Genomic DNA, 13,686 nt, shown 5'->3' with positions numbered 1-13,686 from the left:
CAGAAAGGGCAAAATCATGGCAAAAGAGTCTGGGCTCGGCTGGAGCGTGTGCTCGGTCGACGATGCAGCAGGTACCCCCCGCGCGATCGTCAACGACATCACCAACGTCCAGTTCGCCACCCCGCGCGGCGTGCAGGACGCCACCGGCATCGACAAGAGCGCTTACGAGCGGATCCTCCTGCTCGCCGACTTCAGCGTCACGCTGAACGGCGTCTTCAACGACGCCGCGAACATGGGCCACGACGTCTTCAAGACCGTGCCGTCCACCAGCGTGGCGCGTACCACGACGCTCACCGTTTCGGGGCAGACCCTCGCCAACGAGGTGCTCTACACCGACTACCCCCTCACCCGCGCCGACTCCGGCGAGCTGACCTACTCGGTGCCTGGCGTGCTCGCCAATGGCGTCGTTCCGACCTGGGCCTGAAAGGAGGCGCACGTGGGATACCGACCGAAGCGGAAGATCTTCAAGCTCGACTTCACCGGCACCGACCACGAGGGCCTTGAGGCCAGCGTCCGCGGCCTCACCGTCGGCGAGGAGCTGGAGCTCAACGAAATGGAGTGGAGCGCTCAGAACACCGTCAAGGCGCTCGTGCAGCGGCTTGTCTCCTGGAACGTCGAGGACGACCAGGGCCAGCCGGTGCCGACCACCTTCGAGGGCGTGTGCACGCAGGACGGCGCGATGGTCCTTGCCATCCTCAACGCGCTCCGGCAGGCGAACAGCGGGGTCCCCGACCCTTTGCCGCAGAGCTCGCCCGATGGCGAGCCGTCCCCGGCGGTACCGATTCCGATGGCACCCCTCTCCGAGAGCCCGGAGAACTCAGCCGTGCCCGCCTGATCCTGCGGCTCTGCGAACGCTTCCACTGCCTGCCGTCCGCCCTGATGGACGAGCCGGCGGAACTGCTGCGCCTGATCACCATCGAAGAACTCGGCACGCCTGATACGGAGGGAGGGGACCCCGATGGCTGACGACGTCACGATCACCGTGCACGTCCGGGACCTATCGGGCCCCGGCTTCAACTCCGTCTCCCGCAACCTCAACCAGCTCCAACGCCAGGCGAACGGCATGGGCGCCTCGCTGCGCATCGTCGGCGGGGACCTGGACGGCGTGGCCTCGTCCGCGCAGAACGCCGGCCGCTCCCTGGGAAAGGGCGGCGGCCTGACAGGGCAGCTCATCGGCGTGGGCGCGGCCCTCGGAGCCAGTGTGCTGCCGGCGATCGGCTCTCTCGCGCCGATGCTGGCCGGCCTCGGCGTCGTCGGCGGCGGTGCCGCGCTGGCCATGGACGATCTGAAGAAGAAGGCGAAGCAGCTCAAGCCCGCGTTCGAGGACTGGCAGAAGGCGACGGAGAAGGCGGTCGCTCCGCACACGGAACGGGCGGTGAAGTCACTCAAGTCCGCCATGAAGGATCTTGAGCCGTCGTTGGTCCTCGGCGCTGAGACGTTCGGCACCATCACCGAGCGGGCGTCCGCGTTCGCCGCGTCCCCGGCATTCCAGTCGGCGTTCCAGCGGAACGCGCAGATGGGCGTCGTCTTCGTCGAGCAGTTCGCGGAGTCGGTGGGGAAGTTCACGCAGTCGTTCTTCGAGTTCGGCGCGAAGTCCCAGCCGTCCCTGGACGCCATGCAGGAGCTCCTCGGCGGGTTCCTCGACACCGGCCTGCCGGGCATGTTCGACGGCCTGGAGCAGGGCATCGGCGGCTCGGCCCGGGTCATCGAGGGCCTGGCGTCCTTCCTGAACGAGGGCTTCCTGCCCGCTCTGGGGAAGGTCGCAGGGTCCTTCGCTGAAGCCTTCGGGCCGCTCCTCGGAGAGATCCTCACCACCGCGGGCGAGCAGCTGCTCCGCCTCGGCACCATCTTCGAGGGCGCGATGGAGGGGATCGAGCCTCTGGCCCTGATCGCAGCCGACGCCTGGCACGCCTTCTCCAAGATCCTGGACATCGGCTCCGAAGCCGCGTGGTCCCTGGCCAGCGCGCTGGGCGGCGCCCTGTTTGACTCGCTGCTGGCGGTCCTCGGCATCGACACCTCGTCGATCGGCGACATGGCCGGCGGATTCACCAAGCTCACGGACTGGGTGGACTCCAACGAGGGCCGCATCCGGGGCGTCTTCTTCGGCATGTCCCACGCCATCATCGAGATGGTCAGCACCGCCTTGCAGTGGGCACCCAAGCTGTACGACGTCTTCAGCTTTGCGATCGAAGGCGTCCTCGTGGCCATGGACGGCTTCATCTCCACCCTGGCCCACACCTGGGGCGACCTGCCCGGCATGGGCTTCCTGAAGGACTGGAACAGCAAGTTCGACGAGTTCGCTGGCAACGCCCGCGAGGACATGCGCGGCGTCGGATCCGCCATCGACGACTTCGTCGGGGAGGCCGTGCCCCGGCTGAGCCGGGCGCAGCTGAAACTGAGCGTCGATCAGGCCGAGCAGAACCTCGCCTCGATCAAGGAGAAGCTCGACGACCCGAGCCTCACGAAGACCCGCGAGGCCAAGCTGCGGGCCGACAAGAAGCAGGCGGAGCAGGCCCTCGCGGACGCGAAGGCGGCGCTGAAGAGCTTCGACCGGCAGTCGGCGACCGGCACGTTCAAGGGCAACGTCAGCCCGTTCATGGGCGCTCTCGGCCAGGTCCGCGCCATGAGGATCCCCACGAAGACCGGGGCGATCAGGGCCAACACGTCCCCGTTCTGGGCTGTAGCTGGAGGCCTCAACGGCCGTACCATCGGCAGCGCCTTCGTCAACGTCTACAACCGGTACATCGACAACAAGGCCGCCAAGCCGTTCCGGTCGGCGGGTGGCCCGGTTCGCGGCTACGCCGACGGCGGCGAACTCCAGCACTTCCCCAGCGGCGGCCTCATCGAGGGCCCCGGCGGGCCCCGCAGCGACAGCATCCTGGCGACGTTCGCGTCTGGGGCGACGGCCCGTGTGTCGGACACCGAGTACGTGGTGCAGTCCTCGGCGGTGAAGAAGTACGGGCTCCCGTTGTTGAACGCTCTCAACCGCGGCGCGCTCAAACTTGCCGGGGGCGGCACGACGAAGGGGGAGCGGGAGGCCCGGAGTAAGGCGCGCAGCGACCTCACTCTCAGCCGGTTCGGGTACATGGCCGGCTGGCGGACGTCGGAGTTCGGGAACGCCCTCTCCAACCCGGACAGCATCAGCTCGCTGGTGTCGGCGCTGAACTCGTGGCGGTCGATCATCCAGAAGGCGACGCACGGCCGGACCGAGTCGCGGCTGCTGAAGCAGCTCGACTCCACCGGCAAGAAGCTGATGACCTACGAGCGGCAGCTCGACAAGGCGTCCTCGTCGTTGCAGAAGAGCAAGGACCGGCTGAACGAGCTGAAGCAGGCGGCCGAGCAGCTCCGCTCGTCCATCATGAACGGCGTCCTGTCAGCGGCGAACATCACGAAGAACCGCGGTGACGGCCCGGTCACCCCCCAGTCGATCATGGCGAATCTGATCGGCAGCCGTGACCAGGCATCGGCGTTCGCGTCGGCGCTCAAGCAGCTCCAGACCAAGGGCGTCAAGTCGGAGCTGATCCAGCAGATCGCCGAGGCCGGGATCGAGGGCGGCGGCCTGGAGACCGCGGGCGCGCTGCTGAAGGCGTCCCGCAGGGACATCATCCAGATGAACCTGCTGCAGACGCAGATCATGCAGCAGGCCGCGCTCGCTGGGAAGACCACGTCGGACTCCGTGTACTCCTCGCGGATCAAGGGCCAGGAGCAGCTGGTCAAGGCGTGGCAGCGGACGGTGGACATCCTCGGTTCGAAGATGGAGAAGCTCACGAAGGCCATGGAGAAGGCCATCGAGAAGGGCTTCGGGATGAAGGCCTCGGGCGGGATCGTCGGCGGTTCGGCCGCGACGGGCGGCGCCCGGGGCTCGTGGACTCTGGTCGGCGAGCACGAGCCGGAGCTGGTGCGCCTGCCGTTCGGGTCGCGGGTGTACTCGGGTCCGGACACCCGCCGTATGCAGCAGCAGGCGTGGTCGTCGATGCTCAACACCCCCCGCTCCGCGCGTGGTGCCGCAGCACAGGGCGTTGCGGTGCAGCCGGTCATCGTCCACCAGACCATCACCCTCGACGGGCGCGTGGTGGCGCAGCAGATCTTCGACCCCCTACGCAAGGAGATCGCGAACCGTGGCGGCAGCGTGCAAGGAACTCTCGGGCAGGGAGCCGGCTGATGTTTGATGATCTGCTGCCGATCCGGGTGGATCTGTCGTTGGACGGCACCACGTGGACGGACGTCTCGGACGACGTCCGTTACGAGGAGAAGGTCCGCATCACGCGCGGGCGGGCGGACTGGGGACGGCAGACCGACCCCGGCCGCTGCAACTTCTCCCTGAAGAACCTGACCGGGAAGTACTCGCCGAAGAACCCAGAGTCCCCGTACTTCGGGCAGATCGGCCGGAACACCCCGGTCCGCGTGTCGGTGAGCACCGGCTCCGTGGCGCTCGACCTGCCGGGCGGCGAGGGCGACTACGCGTCCACACCCGATACGGCGGCGCTCGACATCACCGGCGACATCGACATCCGCGTCGACGCCACCCTCCTCAACTGGTGCTTGCCCGACTACCCGTCCACGGGCGAGACGACCTACCCGCACACCAACCTCCTCGGCAAGGACGACTCGGACAACAGGTCGTGGGTCCTGTCGATCCGCCGCAGCAAGCCGTTCCTGGAGTGGTCCAGCAACGGCAGCTTCATGACGAACACCGCGCTGGCGACGATGGACCTGCCGCTGACGACGTCCGGCCGGATCGCGGTGCGTGTCACCATTGACGCCGACAACGGCGCGGGCGGCCACACCATCCGCTTCTACACCGCCCCCACCATGACCGGAACGTGGACGCAGCTCGGCGACCCGATCACCGGCACTGGCAGTACCAGCATGTACGCCGGGACCGCGCCGCTGCGGATCGGTGACGCGAAGTGGCTCGACAACACCTGGCCCATCGGGCTCGTGCACAAGGTCGAGGTCCGCTCCGGGATCGGCGGCACCCTCGCCGCCAGCCCGGACTTCAGCGCACAGACCTCGGGCACCACATCGTTCGCGGACAGCGCGGGCCGCACGTGGACTTTGGCCGGGCGCACCGAAATCACTAACCGCAAGGTGCGCTTCGTCGGCGAGGTCGCCTCCTGGACACCCCGCTGGGACACGGGCGGGAAGGACGTCACCACCCAGGTCGAGGCCGCCGGCGTGCTGCGCCGCCTCGGCGTCGGCTCTATCCCCACCAAGTCCGCGATCTACCGGGAGCTGACGAGCCCGGGCCGGATGGAGACGGGAATCCACGCGTACTGGCCGATGGAGGATGGCACCGCCGCGACGAAGTTGGCGTCGGCCGTGTCGGGGCATCCGCCGATGCTGTACACGGCGGGGGTGACACTCGCGGCCTACGACGGGTGGGTGGCTTCCGCTCCGGTGCCGACCGTCACCAGCGGCGGCCTTCGGGTGGCGGTGCCGCCGTACACGCGTGTGGAAAACACCTCGGTGATCGGATTCTTCTGCAAGGTCCCCACCGGGGGCACCGTGTCGACGCAGCGCCTCGTCTCGTGGTCGACGACGGGCACGGGCGAGATCTGGTCCGTGCACGTCAACACCTCCGGCAACCTCGCGCTGCGCGTGTACGACGAGGACAACGTCCAGGTCCACGACACCGGTTTCGGGACGCAGGCAATCAATGGGCGGGACACCTTCATCATCGTCCAGGTCATCCAGAACCTCGGCGACAGCGACTACTCGATGGTCGTCGTGGACATCGCCCGCTCCCTGCCGACCGCCGTCCCCGACAACACCTCGTCCACGACCGAGACGTCGGGCACAGCGATCGGGTACACGCCGGGCATCATCGTGCAGGTCCGCATGGGCGAGGACGCAGGCATGGCCGGGACGGCGATCGGTCACCTGGGGGTCGGCCGGGGCCTCTCCGCCTACAACGCGACCGGCGGTGTCCTCGTCGGCTGGAACGGCGAAGAAGGCCCCTCCCGGGTGTCGAGGATCGGGATTGAGGAGAACCTCCACTCCTACGCCACCGGCCCGGGTGACGAGCAGTGCGGCACGCAGCCGTCCGGGACCGCGCTGGACGTGATGCGCGGCGCTGGGGACGTCGACGAGGGCATCCTCGCCGAGCAGCGGTCGGTCCTCGGCATCCGGTACGTGACCCGCGCGAGCATGTACAACCAGCCGCCGACCATGATCCTGGACTACACGGGCGGCGACGGGCTGGTCGTGCCGCTGGAGCCGGTCGACGACGACCAGTCCGTCACCAACGACGTGACGGTGTCCCGCACCAGCGGCTCCTCGGCGCGGCTGACGCAGGACACGGGCCCGCTGTCGACGCAGCCGCCACCGGCGGGGATCGGCCTGTACGACACCTCGGCCACGCTCAACTTGCTCGATGACGAGCAGCCGCTGGAGCACGCGGGCTGGCGCCTCCACCTCGGCACCTGGGACGAGACGAGATTCCCTCGGGTCACCGTGAACCTGGCGGCGGCCCCGCACATGGTGGAGGCCGCCGCCGCGGTGGACACCGGCTCCCGGGCGCAGGTGACGAACCCGCCGGTGTGGCTGCCGCCGGACCGGCTGGATCTGCTCGTGCAGGGCTACAGCGAGCAGCTCGACCAGTTCGAGTGGACGATCACCTACAACTGCACACCGGCCCGCCCCTTCGACGTCGCCTGGACCGGCAGCGCCAACACGGCAACCAGCCCCGTCGAGTTCGCGTGGCTCGACACCGACGGATCCCACCTCGCCGAACCCCTCGACACCACCGAGACGGCCGTCGACGTCCACACCACGGCCGGATACCGGTGGACGCCGTTCGTCGCGGACACCCCGCTGGACTGGCGGGCCGGCGGGGAGGTCATGACCGTCACCGGCCCCGGCGGCCTGATCAACAGCAACCCGTTCTTCAACAGCGACGTCACGAGTTGGACCGGGGAGAACGCCACCCTGGGCTGGTCCCAGGTCCAGGTGCACCCGCACCCGCGGGCGGTCGGATCGCTCCTCGTCACCCCGGACGGAGTGTCGTCCAGCGGCGGCGCGGTCTGCGACATGACCGGCGTGGACAGCATCACGCCGGGCGCGCAGTACGTGCTGTCGATGTGGGTGTACTCGCCAGGCGGCTCATCCGACCTGCGGCCCTCCGTGCACTGGTACACCAACGCCAGCGCCTTCGACTCGACCGCGTCGACGGCCGCGCAGCCCGCGGCGGCCGGGGTGTGGACGTACATGGAGGAGACCGTCACGGCGCCCGCGACGGCCGGCCGCGCTCGGGTCCGCGCGCGCCACGGGGGAACGCCGGCCTCGTCGGCGGTCTACTACGTGTGGGCGGCCCGGATTACGCGGGTGTCGCCGTCGGCGCTGTACGACCGGTTCGGCCGCACCGCGTCGAGCAGTTGGGGGCTGGCCGACTCCGGAGCGATGTGGCAGACCGGCGGGGGCACGTCCGCGGACTACAGCGTGACGAGCGGCTACGGCGCGCACCAGCTGGCCACCGCCAGCGTCTCGCGGCGGACGTACATCGACTTCACGTACACGGACTTCGACGTGTACGTCAGCCTCACCCCGTCCGCTGTGGCCACGGGCGGGTTCCTGTCGGGCGGTCTGGTCGGGCGTTACGTCGACGCGGACAACCTCTACACCGCCCGGCTCGCCTTCAACCACACCGGCTCGACGATGACGCTGACCCTGCGGAAGCGCGTTGCCACGGTGGAGACGGAGCTGGCCGCGTTCACTCTGCCCGGCACGTACACCGCCGGCACCTACTATCGGCTGCGCTTCGAGGGCACGGGGACCACGCTCCGCGCGAAGGCGTGGCTCGCCTCGGACTTCGAACCGAACGCCTGGCAGGTCTCGGTGGTGGACACGTCGATCACTACATCGGTGTTCCTCGGCCTGCGGTCGATCTCCGCGACCGGCAACACCAACGTCAACCCGCAGATCCGCTACGACGATCTCGACCTGGCCAACCCGCAGACGTACACCGTCGTCCGCTCGCAGAACGGCGTGACCAAGAGCCATTCCGCTGGCGTGCCGGTGACGCTCGCCTACCCCACCGTCATCCCCCTGTAGGAGGCCACCGTTGTCTCAGTACCCCATCCTGTACGCCGGGCGCCGACTGCAGTCCGGGCTGCTCTCGTCGATGCTGCCGACGGAGGCATACAAGCGATCCACGCTGACGCGGACAGCGACGACCACGACGGCCGACGACCCGGATCTCCAGTTCACTCTGGAGGCGAACGCGATCTACTTCGTCGAGTTCTTCGTCCACTACCAGGCCCCGTCAGCGGAGCTGATCAAAACGACGTGGTCGGTGCCGTCGGCTGCGGTCGGCCTGCGCTCCGCCTGGGGTGCGGCTTCCGGTGTTGTCTCCGGCGACCCGTCGGGTGACGGCCGATGGGGCATCCACGCGTTCACCACCACCTGCACCTACGGCACCCGGTCCTCCGCCAGCCAGACGATGCTCGTCGAGACCGGACAGGTCGAGACCACGACGGCGGGGACGGTCGCCTTCCAGTGGGCGCAGGCAACCAGCGGTCTGACCGGGGTGCAGGTGTGCTCCGGCTCGTATGGCCGCGCCAAGCGGCTCGGCTAGAGGGAGGAAGCGTGCAGGACTACCCGAGATACCAGGTCCACTCCGAGATCGGCGAGGCCGGGTTCGACGTGGAACTCCGCATCGACGTCGCACCCGGAGGCGGCCTGCCGGGCATGGCGACGCCGGACGAGGTGGCGCGCGTGCTCGTCGACGCGATGGCCGCAGCCGGGGCGACGCGGTCGACGGCGATGTTGCTGACCGTGCAGGCCACCCCGGTGCCCGCACCCGTACCTGCGCAGGGGGCGTAGCCGTGGCCAAGCCCATGACCGCAGACCAGTGGATCAAGGCGCTCCGAGCGGAGGGCGTCACGGACATCGTGCAGATGCCGGGCTGGCGCACCCACAACCGGAACCACAAGGGCTCCTTCTCCAGCGTCCACGCCACGATGATCCACCACACGGCAGGCGAAGGCTCTGGACTGCCGAGCATCGTCTTCAACGGCGCCGGCGGCCTGCCCGGCCCGCTGTGCCACGACTACCTCACCCGCACCGGCCGCCTCTACCTGGTCGGCAACGGCCGCGCCAACCACGCCGGAACCGTCGCCCGCAACGCGTACAACGCGGTCCTCAACGAGAACAGCAAGCACCCGTACCCGGACGCTGCCGAGCCCATCGACGGCAACTCGGTCTCCTACGGGCTGGAGTGCGAGAACAGCGGCGCCGTGGGCCGGGCGTGGCCGGCCAAGCAGTACGACGTCGCGGTCCGGGTGCAGGCGGCGCGCTGCCGGTTCCACGGCTGGGGCGCGAACAGCGTGTGGGCGCACAAGGAAGCCACGCGCCGGAAGCCCGTCGATCCGCGGCTTCCGATGGACACGTTCCGCGCGGACGTCGCGGAACGGCTGAGGCACGAGCCGGGCTGGAACCCCGGCGAGGAAGAGGAGGACCCCATGGCAGGCATGACCAAGCAGGACATCAGCAACGCGGTCTGGTTCACCGACGACATCACGGCGCCGACGAGCGCGCCGGACGCCGACGAGAACCCGAACTGGACCGCGCAGTCCTACCTCCGGTCCATCTACAACTCCGTCGTCCGCCAGGAGAAGGAGATCGAGGCGCTGCGCGCCGAGATCGCCGAACTGAAGAAGGAGTCCTGACCCATGAAGATCTTCGGCAGAGAGCCCGTCTACATCCTCGCGTTCATCGCGATCACCCTCAAGCTCAGCTCCGCCTACGGCCTGGACGTATCGGCCGAGCAGCAGGGCGCCATCATGGCCGTCCTCTCCCTCATCGTCGCCGTCGCCACCGGGTTGGTCCTCAAGACCGGCGCGGTCGGCGCGTCGATCGTGAACCTCGCGCAGGGCGCCCTCGCCCTGTTCCTCGCGTTCGGCCTGAACATGAGCGCAGAAACCCAGGCCCTGTGGATGACGCTCGTCGAGGGCGCCGTCGCCATGGTGCTCCACCGCGAGGTGACGGCTCCGGTGCCTGCGCTGCCGACCGAGCTGAAGAGCCCGGTCCGCTCCGCGGACGCCTGATGCGGGGCGCGGTGGCGCGGCCGGCGTTCGCCCACCGCACGGTGACGTCGGCCGCCCGGCCGCGCTCAACCCCACTGCACCATCGGAGGACGCCCGTGGACGCTGCGACGCTCGGCGCCGTCGGAACCATCGTCGTCGGGCTCGCGGTGGCCGCCGCCGCCCTGTACGGACACCGCGGCGCCAACGCCGCGAGCCAATCGGGCGCTGTGCTCGGCGGCTACAGCACGCTCGTCGACAACCTGCAAGAAGAACGCGCACAGCTACGCGACCGCGTCGTGGAGAACGAACGGCTCCTCGCTGCCGCGTACGCCGAACTCGCCAGCGAGCGCGCCGACAAGGCCGCTCTGCAGACGCGGATCGCCGAACTGATCGCTGAGAACGAACGACTGCGCGGCCGAATCGTCGAGCTAGGGGGACAACCCACGTGAGTCGTCATGGTCAGCCGGTCCTCGTGCAGCGGTGGCGGACCCTCGCGGTCGCCGCAGTGTTGCTCGTGCTGTCGGGCGCGATCGTCCTGGTGTGGCTGCGGATCGACGCCGAGGCACGCCGCGCGGACGCTCTCGCAGCCGAGGCGGACCTCCGCGGGGACGCGGTGTCGACCCTTGCAGGTGACGTGCGGGTGCTGCGCGAGCAGGTGAAGGCCGAAGGCGCGACACCGGCAGCACCGGATCCGGCGCGTGCGGTTGAGGATCTGCCCGACCGTGTCGAGGTGCCTGTGCCGATCCCGGGCCCGCAGGGCGAGCCCGGTAGGCCGGGCAAGAGCGGCGAACCGGGGGCCGCAGGGGAGGACGGTGAACCGGGCGAGGACGGTACGGACGGGGTACCTGGTGTAGACGGTGGGCCTGGCGCGGCGGGGGCCGACGGCACGGACGGCGTGCAGGGACCACAGGGCGAGCCGGGGCCCGGTGGCCCGGCAGGCCCCGCAGGTCCGGCCGGACCGCAGGGCGAGCAGGGGCCGCGCGGGGAGGAGGGCCCGGCGGGAGCGAGCTGTCCGGCGGGGTACAGCCTCCAGCCCCCGCCGGATGACCCCGATGCCCTGATGTGCCGCCGCGACAGTGCACCGGACAACGGCGAGGACACGAAGACACCGGGACCGCTCGCCCTGGCCCTGGACCCGCAGCGGCGGCAGTACCCCTGAACCGGGTGGAAGTAGCAGCGGTCAGCCCACAAAAGAGGTCTCGCCCCATACCCTGACAGTGACGAAGCTGTAGGAGAGGGGCGAGACCGTGCCATCTAATGCTACCCCGGACCCGTTCGCTGACCCGCTGAAGTTCGGCCAGCGTGTGCAGATCCATCGCGAACGCCGCGGTATGACGCGCGCCCAACTGGCCGACCTCATCGGCGTCTCCCCGCACACGCTCAAGAAGATCGAGAACGGGCAGCAGCAGGCGCCCGGCCTTGAGATGGTGTTGCGGATTGCCGAAGCGCTCCGGGTGCGGGATCTCGCTGACCTCACAGGCCACCCGGATATGCACGTGAACCTCTTCATCGGCCCCGGTCACCCCCGCCTCGCCGCGGTCAAGGCCGCCATCGACAGTTTCCCGCTGGCCTTGCCCGGCGAGCCGCCGCGCGTCGCGCACCTGGAGGCGCGACTGCACGCCGCATGGAAGGCACGCCACCAGGCGCCCAACCATCGGGAGGTCATCGGCCGGCTGCTGCCCGACCTGATCCGAGACGGGCAAGCGCTGGTTCGGCACGCCGATTCGAGCGCGGACCGGCGCACGGCGCAGGCCCTCCTCGCGCAGACGTACTCCCTGTCGCAGTTCTTCATCGCCTACCAGCCGGACTCCGCCCTGCTGTGGAGGGTGGCCGAGCGCGGCATGATCGCAGCGCAGGAGTCCGAGGACCCACACACGATCGGTGTCGCCGCGTGGCTCCTCGCGCAGGCGCACCGGGACTCCGGGCCCCGGCACTTCGATGCTGCCGACGCCGTGAACCTGGAGGCCGTACGGTTCCTCGAACCGCTGCTGCCAAACGCCAGTGACCATGTGCTGGGCATCGCGGGCGCGCTGGAGTTCGAGCTGGGCTACACGGCTGCGCGTCGGCGGGAGACGGGGACGGCGTGGCGTCACTGGGACAAGGCTCGCGAGATGGCGGGCCGTCTGGCCTCGGACTATTACCACCCGGTGACGTCGTTCTCGCAGGCCATCATGGGCGCTCACGCCGTGACGATCGCGGTGGAGCTGCACCACGGTGGGGAGTCGGTGAGGCAGGCTGCTCGGGCGGATGAGGTGACCATTCCGTCCAGGCCGCGCCGGGCCCGGCACCGCATCGAGGAGGCCCGCGGCTACCAGCTGGACGGGCAGCCGGACGTGGCGATCGCGACGCTGGAGAAGGCGCACCGCTCGGCGCCCGAGACGATCGCATACAACGGGTACGCCCGCCGCATCATCCTGGAGGAAGTCGAGTCGAAGCAGGCGGGCCGTCGGCGGCGTGCGTCGGAGTTGGCGGTGGAGGTCGGCATTCTGGCGGCGTAGGAAGGGGACCGGATTCCGGTCCTCGGTGGTGTTCGAAGGCTCTTACGGTCGCTGGTGTGAGACGGATCACCTCGACCGTAGGGGGCACGACGATGCCGAGCGACGCCGCAACGAGTACCGACGCCACACCACCTGAAGTGCTGACCATCCTCGGCCTGCCCGGCCTTGACAGCCTCACCGACGACCAGGTACGCGGCGCCCATTGCGTTTGGTGCAAGACCGGACTGACCGCCGATTCCGCGGTGGACTTCGGCGAGCAGCAGACCCCGCTGTCCGGCACCAGCTCCGTGCACGGCATGCGCTGGTACCCGCGAGCCTGCCCGACGTGTACCGCCGACCGCGCGCACCGCGGCTTGTTCGACCACGCCCCGAGCTGCGAGCAGTGCGTCGACGCCGCCGAGCGCTGCGAGATCAGCCGCGCCCTGTACCGCCTCGTCCGGGACGGCCGCCGATGAGGCGCTGCGACTGCTGCGGCGAGCTGATCGAGGGCGAGCCGAAGGTGTACGACATTCCCTCCCCGTCCGGCGCCGGGGCCACGGTCTACGTGCATCCCTACCCCTGCAAGGCGTCGCCGCCCCGGCAGACGTACCCGGCCGACAACGGCCGATGAGACTCCGCGCCCGGCGCGCTGTCCGCCGACCGTGCCGGTAGCGATCCCCGCGGCCCGCCCCTGGCCCCGAACAGGGGCGGGTCGCCGCACCTCCCCAGACTCCCGTCGCCATCCGGCGGCAGGGAAGACCGCACCACCGAAAGGACGTCACCATGCGCCAGATGATCGGTATCACGCTCCGCCAGCTGTTCCGCCCGCTGGGAATGACTTGCCCGAACGGCCAGTGCGGCGGCACCATGATCAAGTCGGGTGACCACTACCGCTGCCCCAAGTGCGGCGCCCAGATGTAGTACACCCCCGGGGTGGTCTTCTCACGTTCTCTGGTCACAGCCCCCGCGGGGCGAGCACCATGGGGGAAGGCCACCGCTCCGACGAAGGATGCTCATGGAATGCCCCAAGTGCAGGTCGACGAACGTCACGTCGACCGGTGAAAGCCCGGTCTGGCAGTGCATGAAGTGCAACCACAGGTTCGATCGGGATAGGCAGGCCAAGAAGCTCGGCGTCATCCGATAGGAACCTGCGGAGCGGCCCCGGACAGCGACCTGTACCGCTG

At 69.4% G+C, this 13,686-nt stretch carries 14 protein-coding genes; all 14 read left to right on the top strand.

What is annotated here, in order from left to right; translation table 11 throughout:
* Window positions 1-16: 16 nt before the first annotated feature.
* Window positions 17-424 (top strand): hypothetical protein, encoded by a 408-nt coding sequence (locus tag ACFWR9_RS08775; RefSeq protein WP_383837688.1) that lies wholly within the window; start codon window positions 17-19, stop codon window positions 422-424.
* A gap of 12 nt (window positions 425-436) precedes the next feature.
* A complete protein-coding gene (locus ACFWR9_RS08770; protein ID WP_383837685.1) occupies window positions 437-835 on the top strand; it encodes a hypothetical protein in 399 nt (132 codons plus the stop codon).
* Between the two features lie 123 nt (window positions 836-958).
* Complete coding sequence (locus ACFWR9_RS08765; protein WP_383837682.1) at window positions 959-4,162, top strand: hypothetical protein; 3,204 nt, start codon at window positions 959-961, stop codon at window positions 4,160-4,162.
* Window positions 4,162-8,052 carry a carbohydrate binding domain-containing protein gene (locus ACFWR9_RS08760; RefSeq protein WP_383837679.1) on the top strand — a complete coding sequence of 1,297 codons (3,891 nt, stop codon included), beginning with the start codon at window positions 4,162-4,164 and terminating at the stop codon, window positions 8,050-8,052. Before ACFWR9_RS08765 ends, ACFWR9_RS08760 begins: the two co-directional genes overlap by 1 nt.
* Window positions 8,053-8,062: 10 nt before the next feature.
* A complete protein-coding gene (locus tag ACFWR9_RS08755) occupies window positions 8,063-8,575 on the top strand; it encodes a hypothetical protein (RefSeq protein ID WP_383837676.1) in 513 nt (170 codons plus the stop codon).
* Window positions 8,576-8,586: 11 nt separating this feature from the next.
* Entirely contained in the window at window positions 8,587-8,823 is a 237-nt protein-coding gene (locus ACFWR9_RS08750; protein WP_383837673.1) for a hypothetical protein, read from the top strand.
* A 2-nt stretch (window positions 8,824-8,825) separates the two neighbouring features.
* A complete protein-coding gene (locus ACFWR9_RS08745) occupies window positions 8,826-9,668 on the top strand; it encodes an N-acetylmuramoyl-L-alanine amidase (protein WP_383837670.1) in 843 nt (280 codons plus the stop codon).
* Window positions 9,669-9,671: 3 nt separating this feature from the next.
* On the top strand, window positions 9,672-10,046 hold the full coding sequence (locus tag ACFWR9_RS08740; protein WP_383837667.1) for a hypothetical protein: 375 nt from the start codon (window positions 9,672-9,674) through the stop codon (window positions 10,044-10,046).
* Window positions 10,047-10,141: 95 nt separating this feature from the next.
* Window positions 10,142-10,474 (top strand): hypothetical protein, encoded by a 333-nt coding sequence (locus ACFWR9_RS08735; RefSeq protein ID WP_383837664.1) that lies wholly within the window; start codon window positions 10,142-10,144, stop codon window positions 10,472-10,474.
* A complete protein-coding gene (locus ACFWR9_RS08730; RefSeq protein WP_383837661.1) occupies window positions 10,471-11,184 on the top strand; it encodes a collagen-like protein in 714 nt (237 codons plus the stop codon). The genes ACFWR9_RS08735 and ACFWR9_RS08730 overlap by 4 nt, the downstream gene beginning before the upstream one ends.
* 88 nt (window positions 11,185-11,272) lie before the next feature.
* The gene (locus tag ACFWR9_RS08725; protein WP_383837658.1) at window positions 11,273-12,523 is read left to right on the top strand and encodes a helix-turn-helix transcriptional regulator; all 1,251 of its coding nucleotides are present in this window, start codon (window positions 11,273-11,275) and stop codon (window positions 12,521-12,523) included.
* A 56-nt stretch (window positions 12,524-12,579) separates the two neighbouring features.
* On the top strand, window positions 12,580-12,978 hold the full coding sequence (locus tag ACFWR9_RS08720) for a hypothetical protein (protein WP_383837655.1): 399 nt from the start codon (window positions 12,580-12,582) through the stop codon (window positions 12,976-12,978).
* On the top strand, window positions 12,975-13,133 hold the full coding sequence (locus tag ACFWR9_RS08715) for a hypothetical protein (RefSeq protein ID WP_383837652.1): 159 nt from the start codon (window positions 12,975-12,977) through the stop codon (window positions 13,131-13,133). Before ACFWR9_RS08720 ends, ACFWR9_RS08715 begins: the two co-directional genes overlap by 4 nt.
* Before the next feature lie 161 nt (window positions 13,134-13,294).
* A complete protein-coding gene (locus ACFWR9_RS08710; protein WP_383837649.1) occupies window positions 13,295-13,423 on the top strand; it encodes a hypothetical protein in 129 nt (42 codons plus the stop codon).
* Window positions 13,424-13,686: the final 263 nt, after the last annotated feature.

The organism is Streptomyces sp. NPDC058534 (assembly GCF_042717365.1).
Classification (GTDB): Bacteria; Actinomycetota; Actinomycetes; order Streptomycetales; family Streptomycetaceae; genus Streptomyces.
This window is presented reverse-complemented; position numbering and strand designations above follow the sequence as displayed.

What these genes read in the sequence shown, in the direction of transcription:
- ACFWR9_RS08740 (WP_383837667.1), top strand. Translation starts at nt 9,672, where the DNA reads ATGAAGATCTTCGGCAGAGAGCCCGTCTACATCCTCGCGTTCATCGCG.
- ACFWR9_RS08775 (WP_383837688.1), top strand. Translation starts at nt 17, where the DNA reads ATGGCAAAAGAGTCTGGGCTCGGCTGGAGCGTGTGCTCGGTCGACGAT.
- ACFWR9_RS08760 (WP_383837679.1), top strand. Translation starts at nt 4,162, where the DNA reads ATGTTTGATGATCTGCTGCCGATCCGGGTGGATCTGTCGTTGGACGGC.
- ACFWR9_RS08710 (WP_383837649.1), top strand. Translation starts at nt 13,295, where the DNA reads ATGATCGGTATCACGCTCCGCCAGCTGTTCCGCCCGCTGGGAATGACT.
- ACFWR9_RS08715 (WP_383837652.1), top strand. Translation starts at nt 12,975, where the DNA reads ATGAGGCGCTGCGACTGCTGCGGCGAGCTGATCGAGGGCGAGCCGAAG.
- ACFWR9_RS08765 (WP_383837682.1), top strand. Translation starts at nt 959, where the DNA reads ATGGCTGACGACGTCACGATCACCGTGCACGTCCGGGACCTATCGGGC.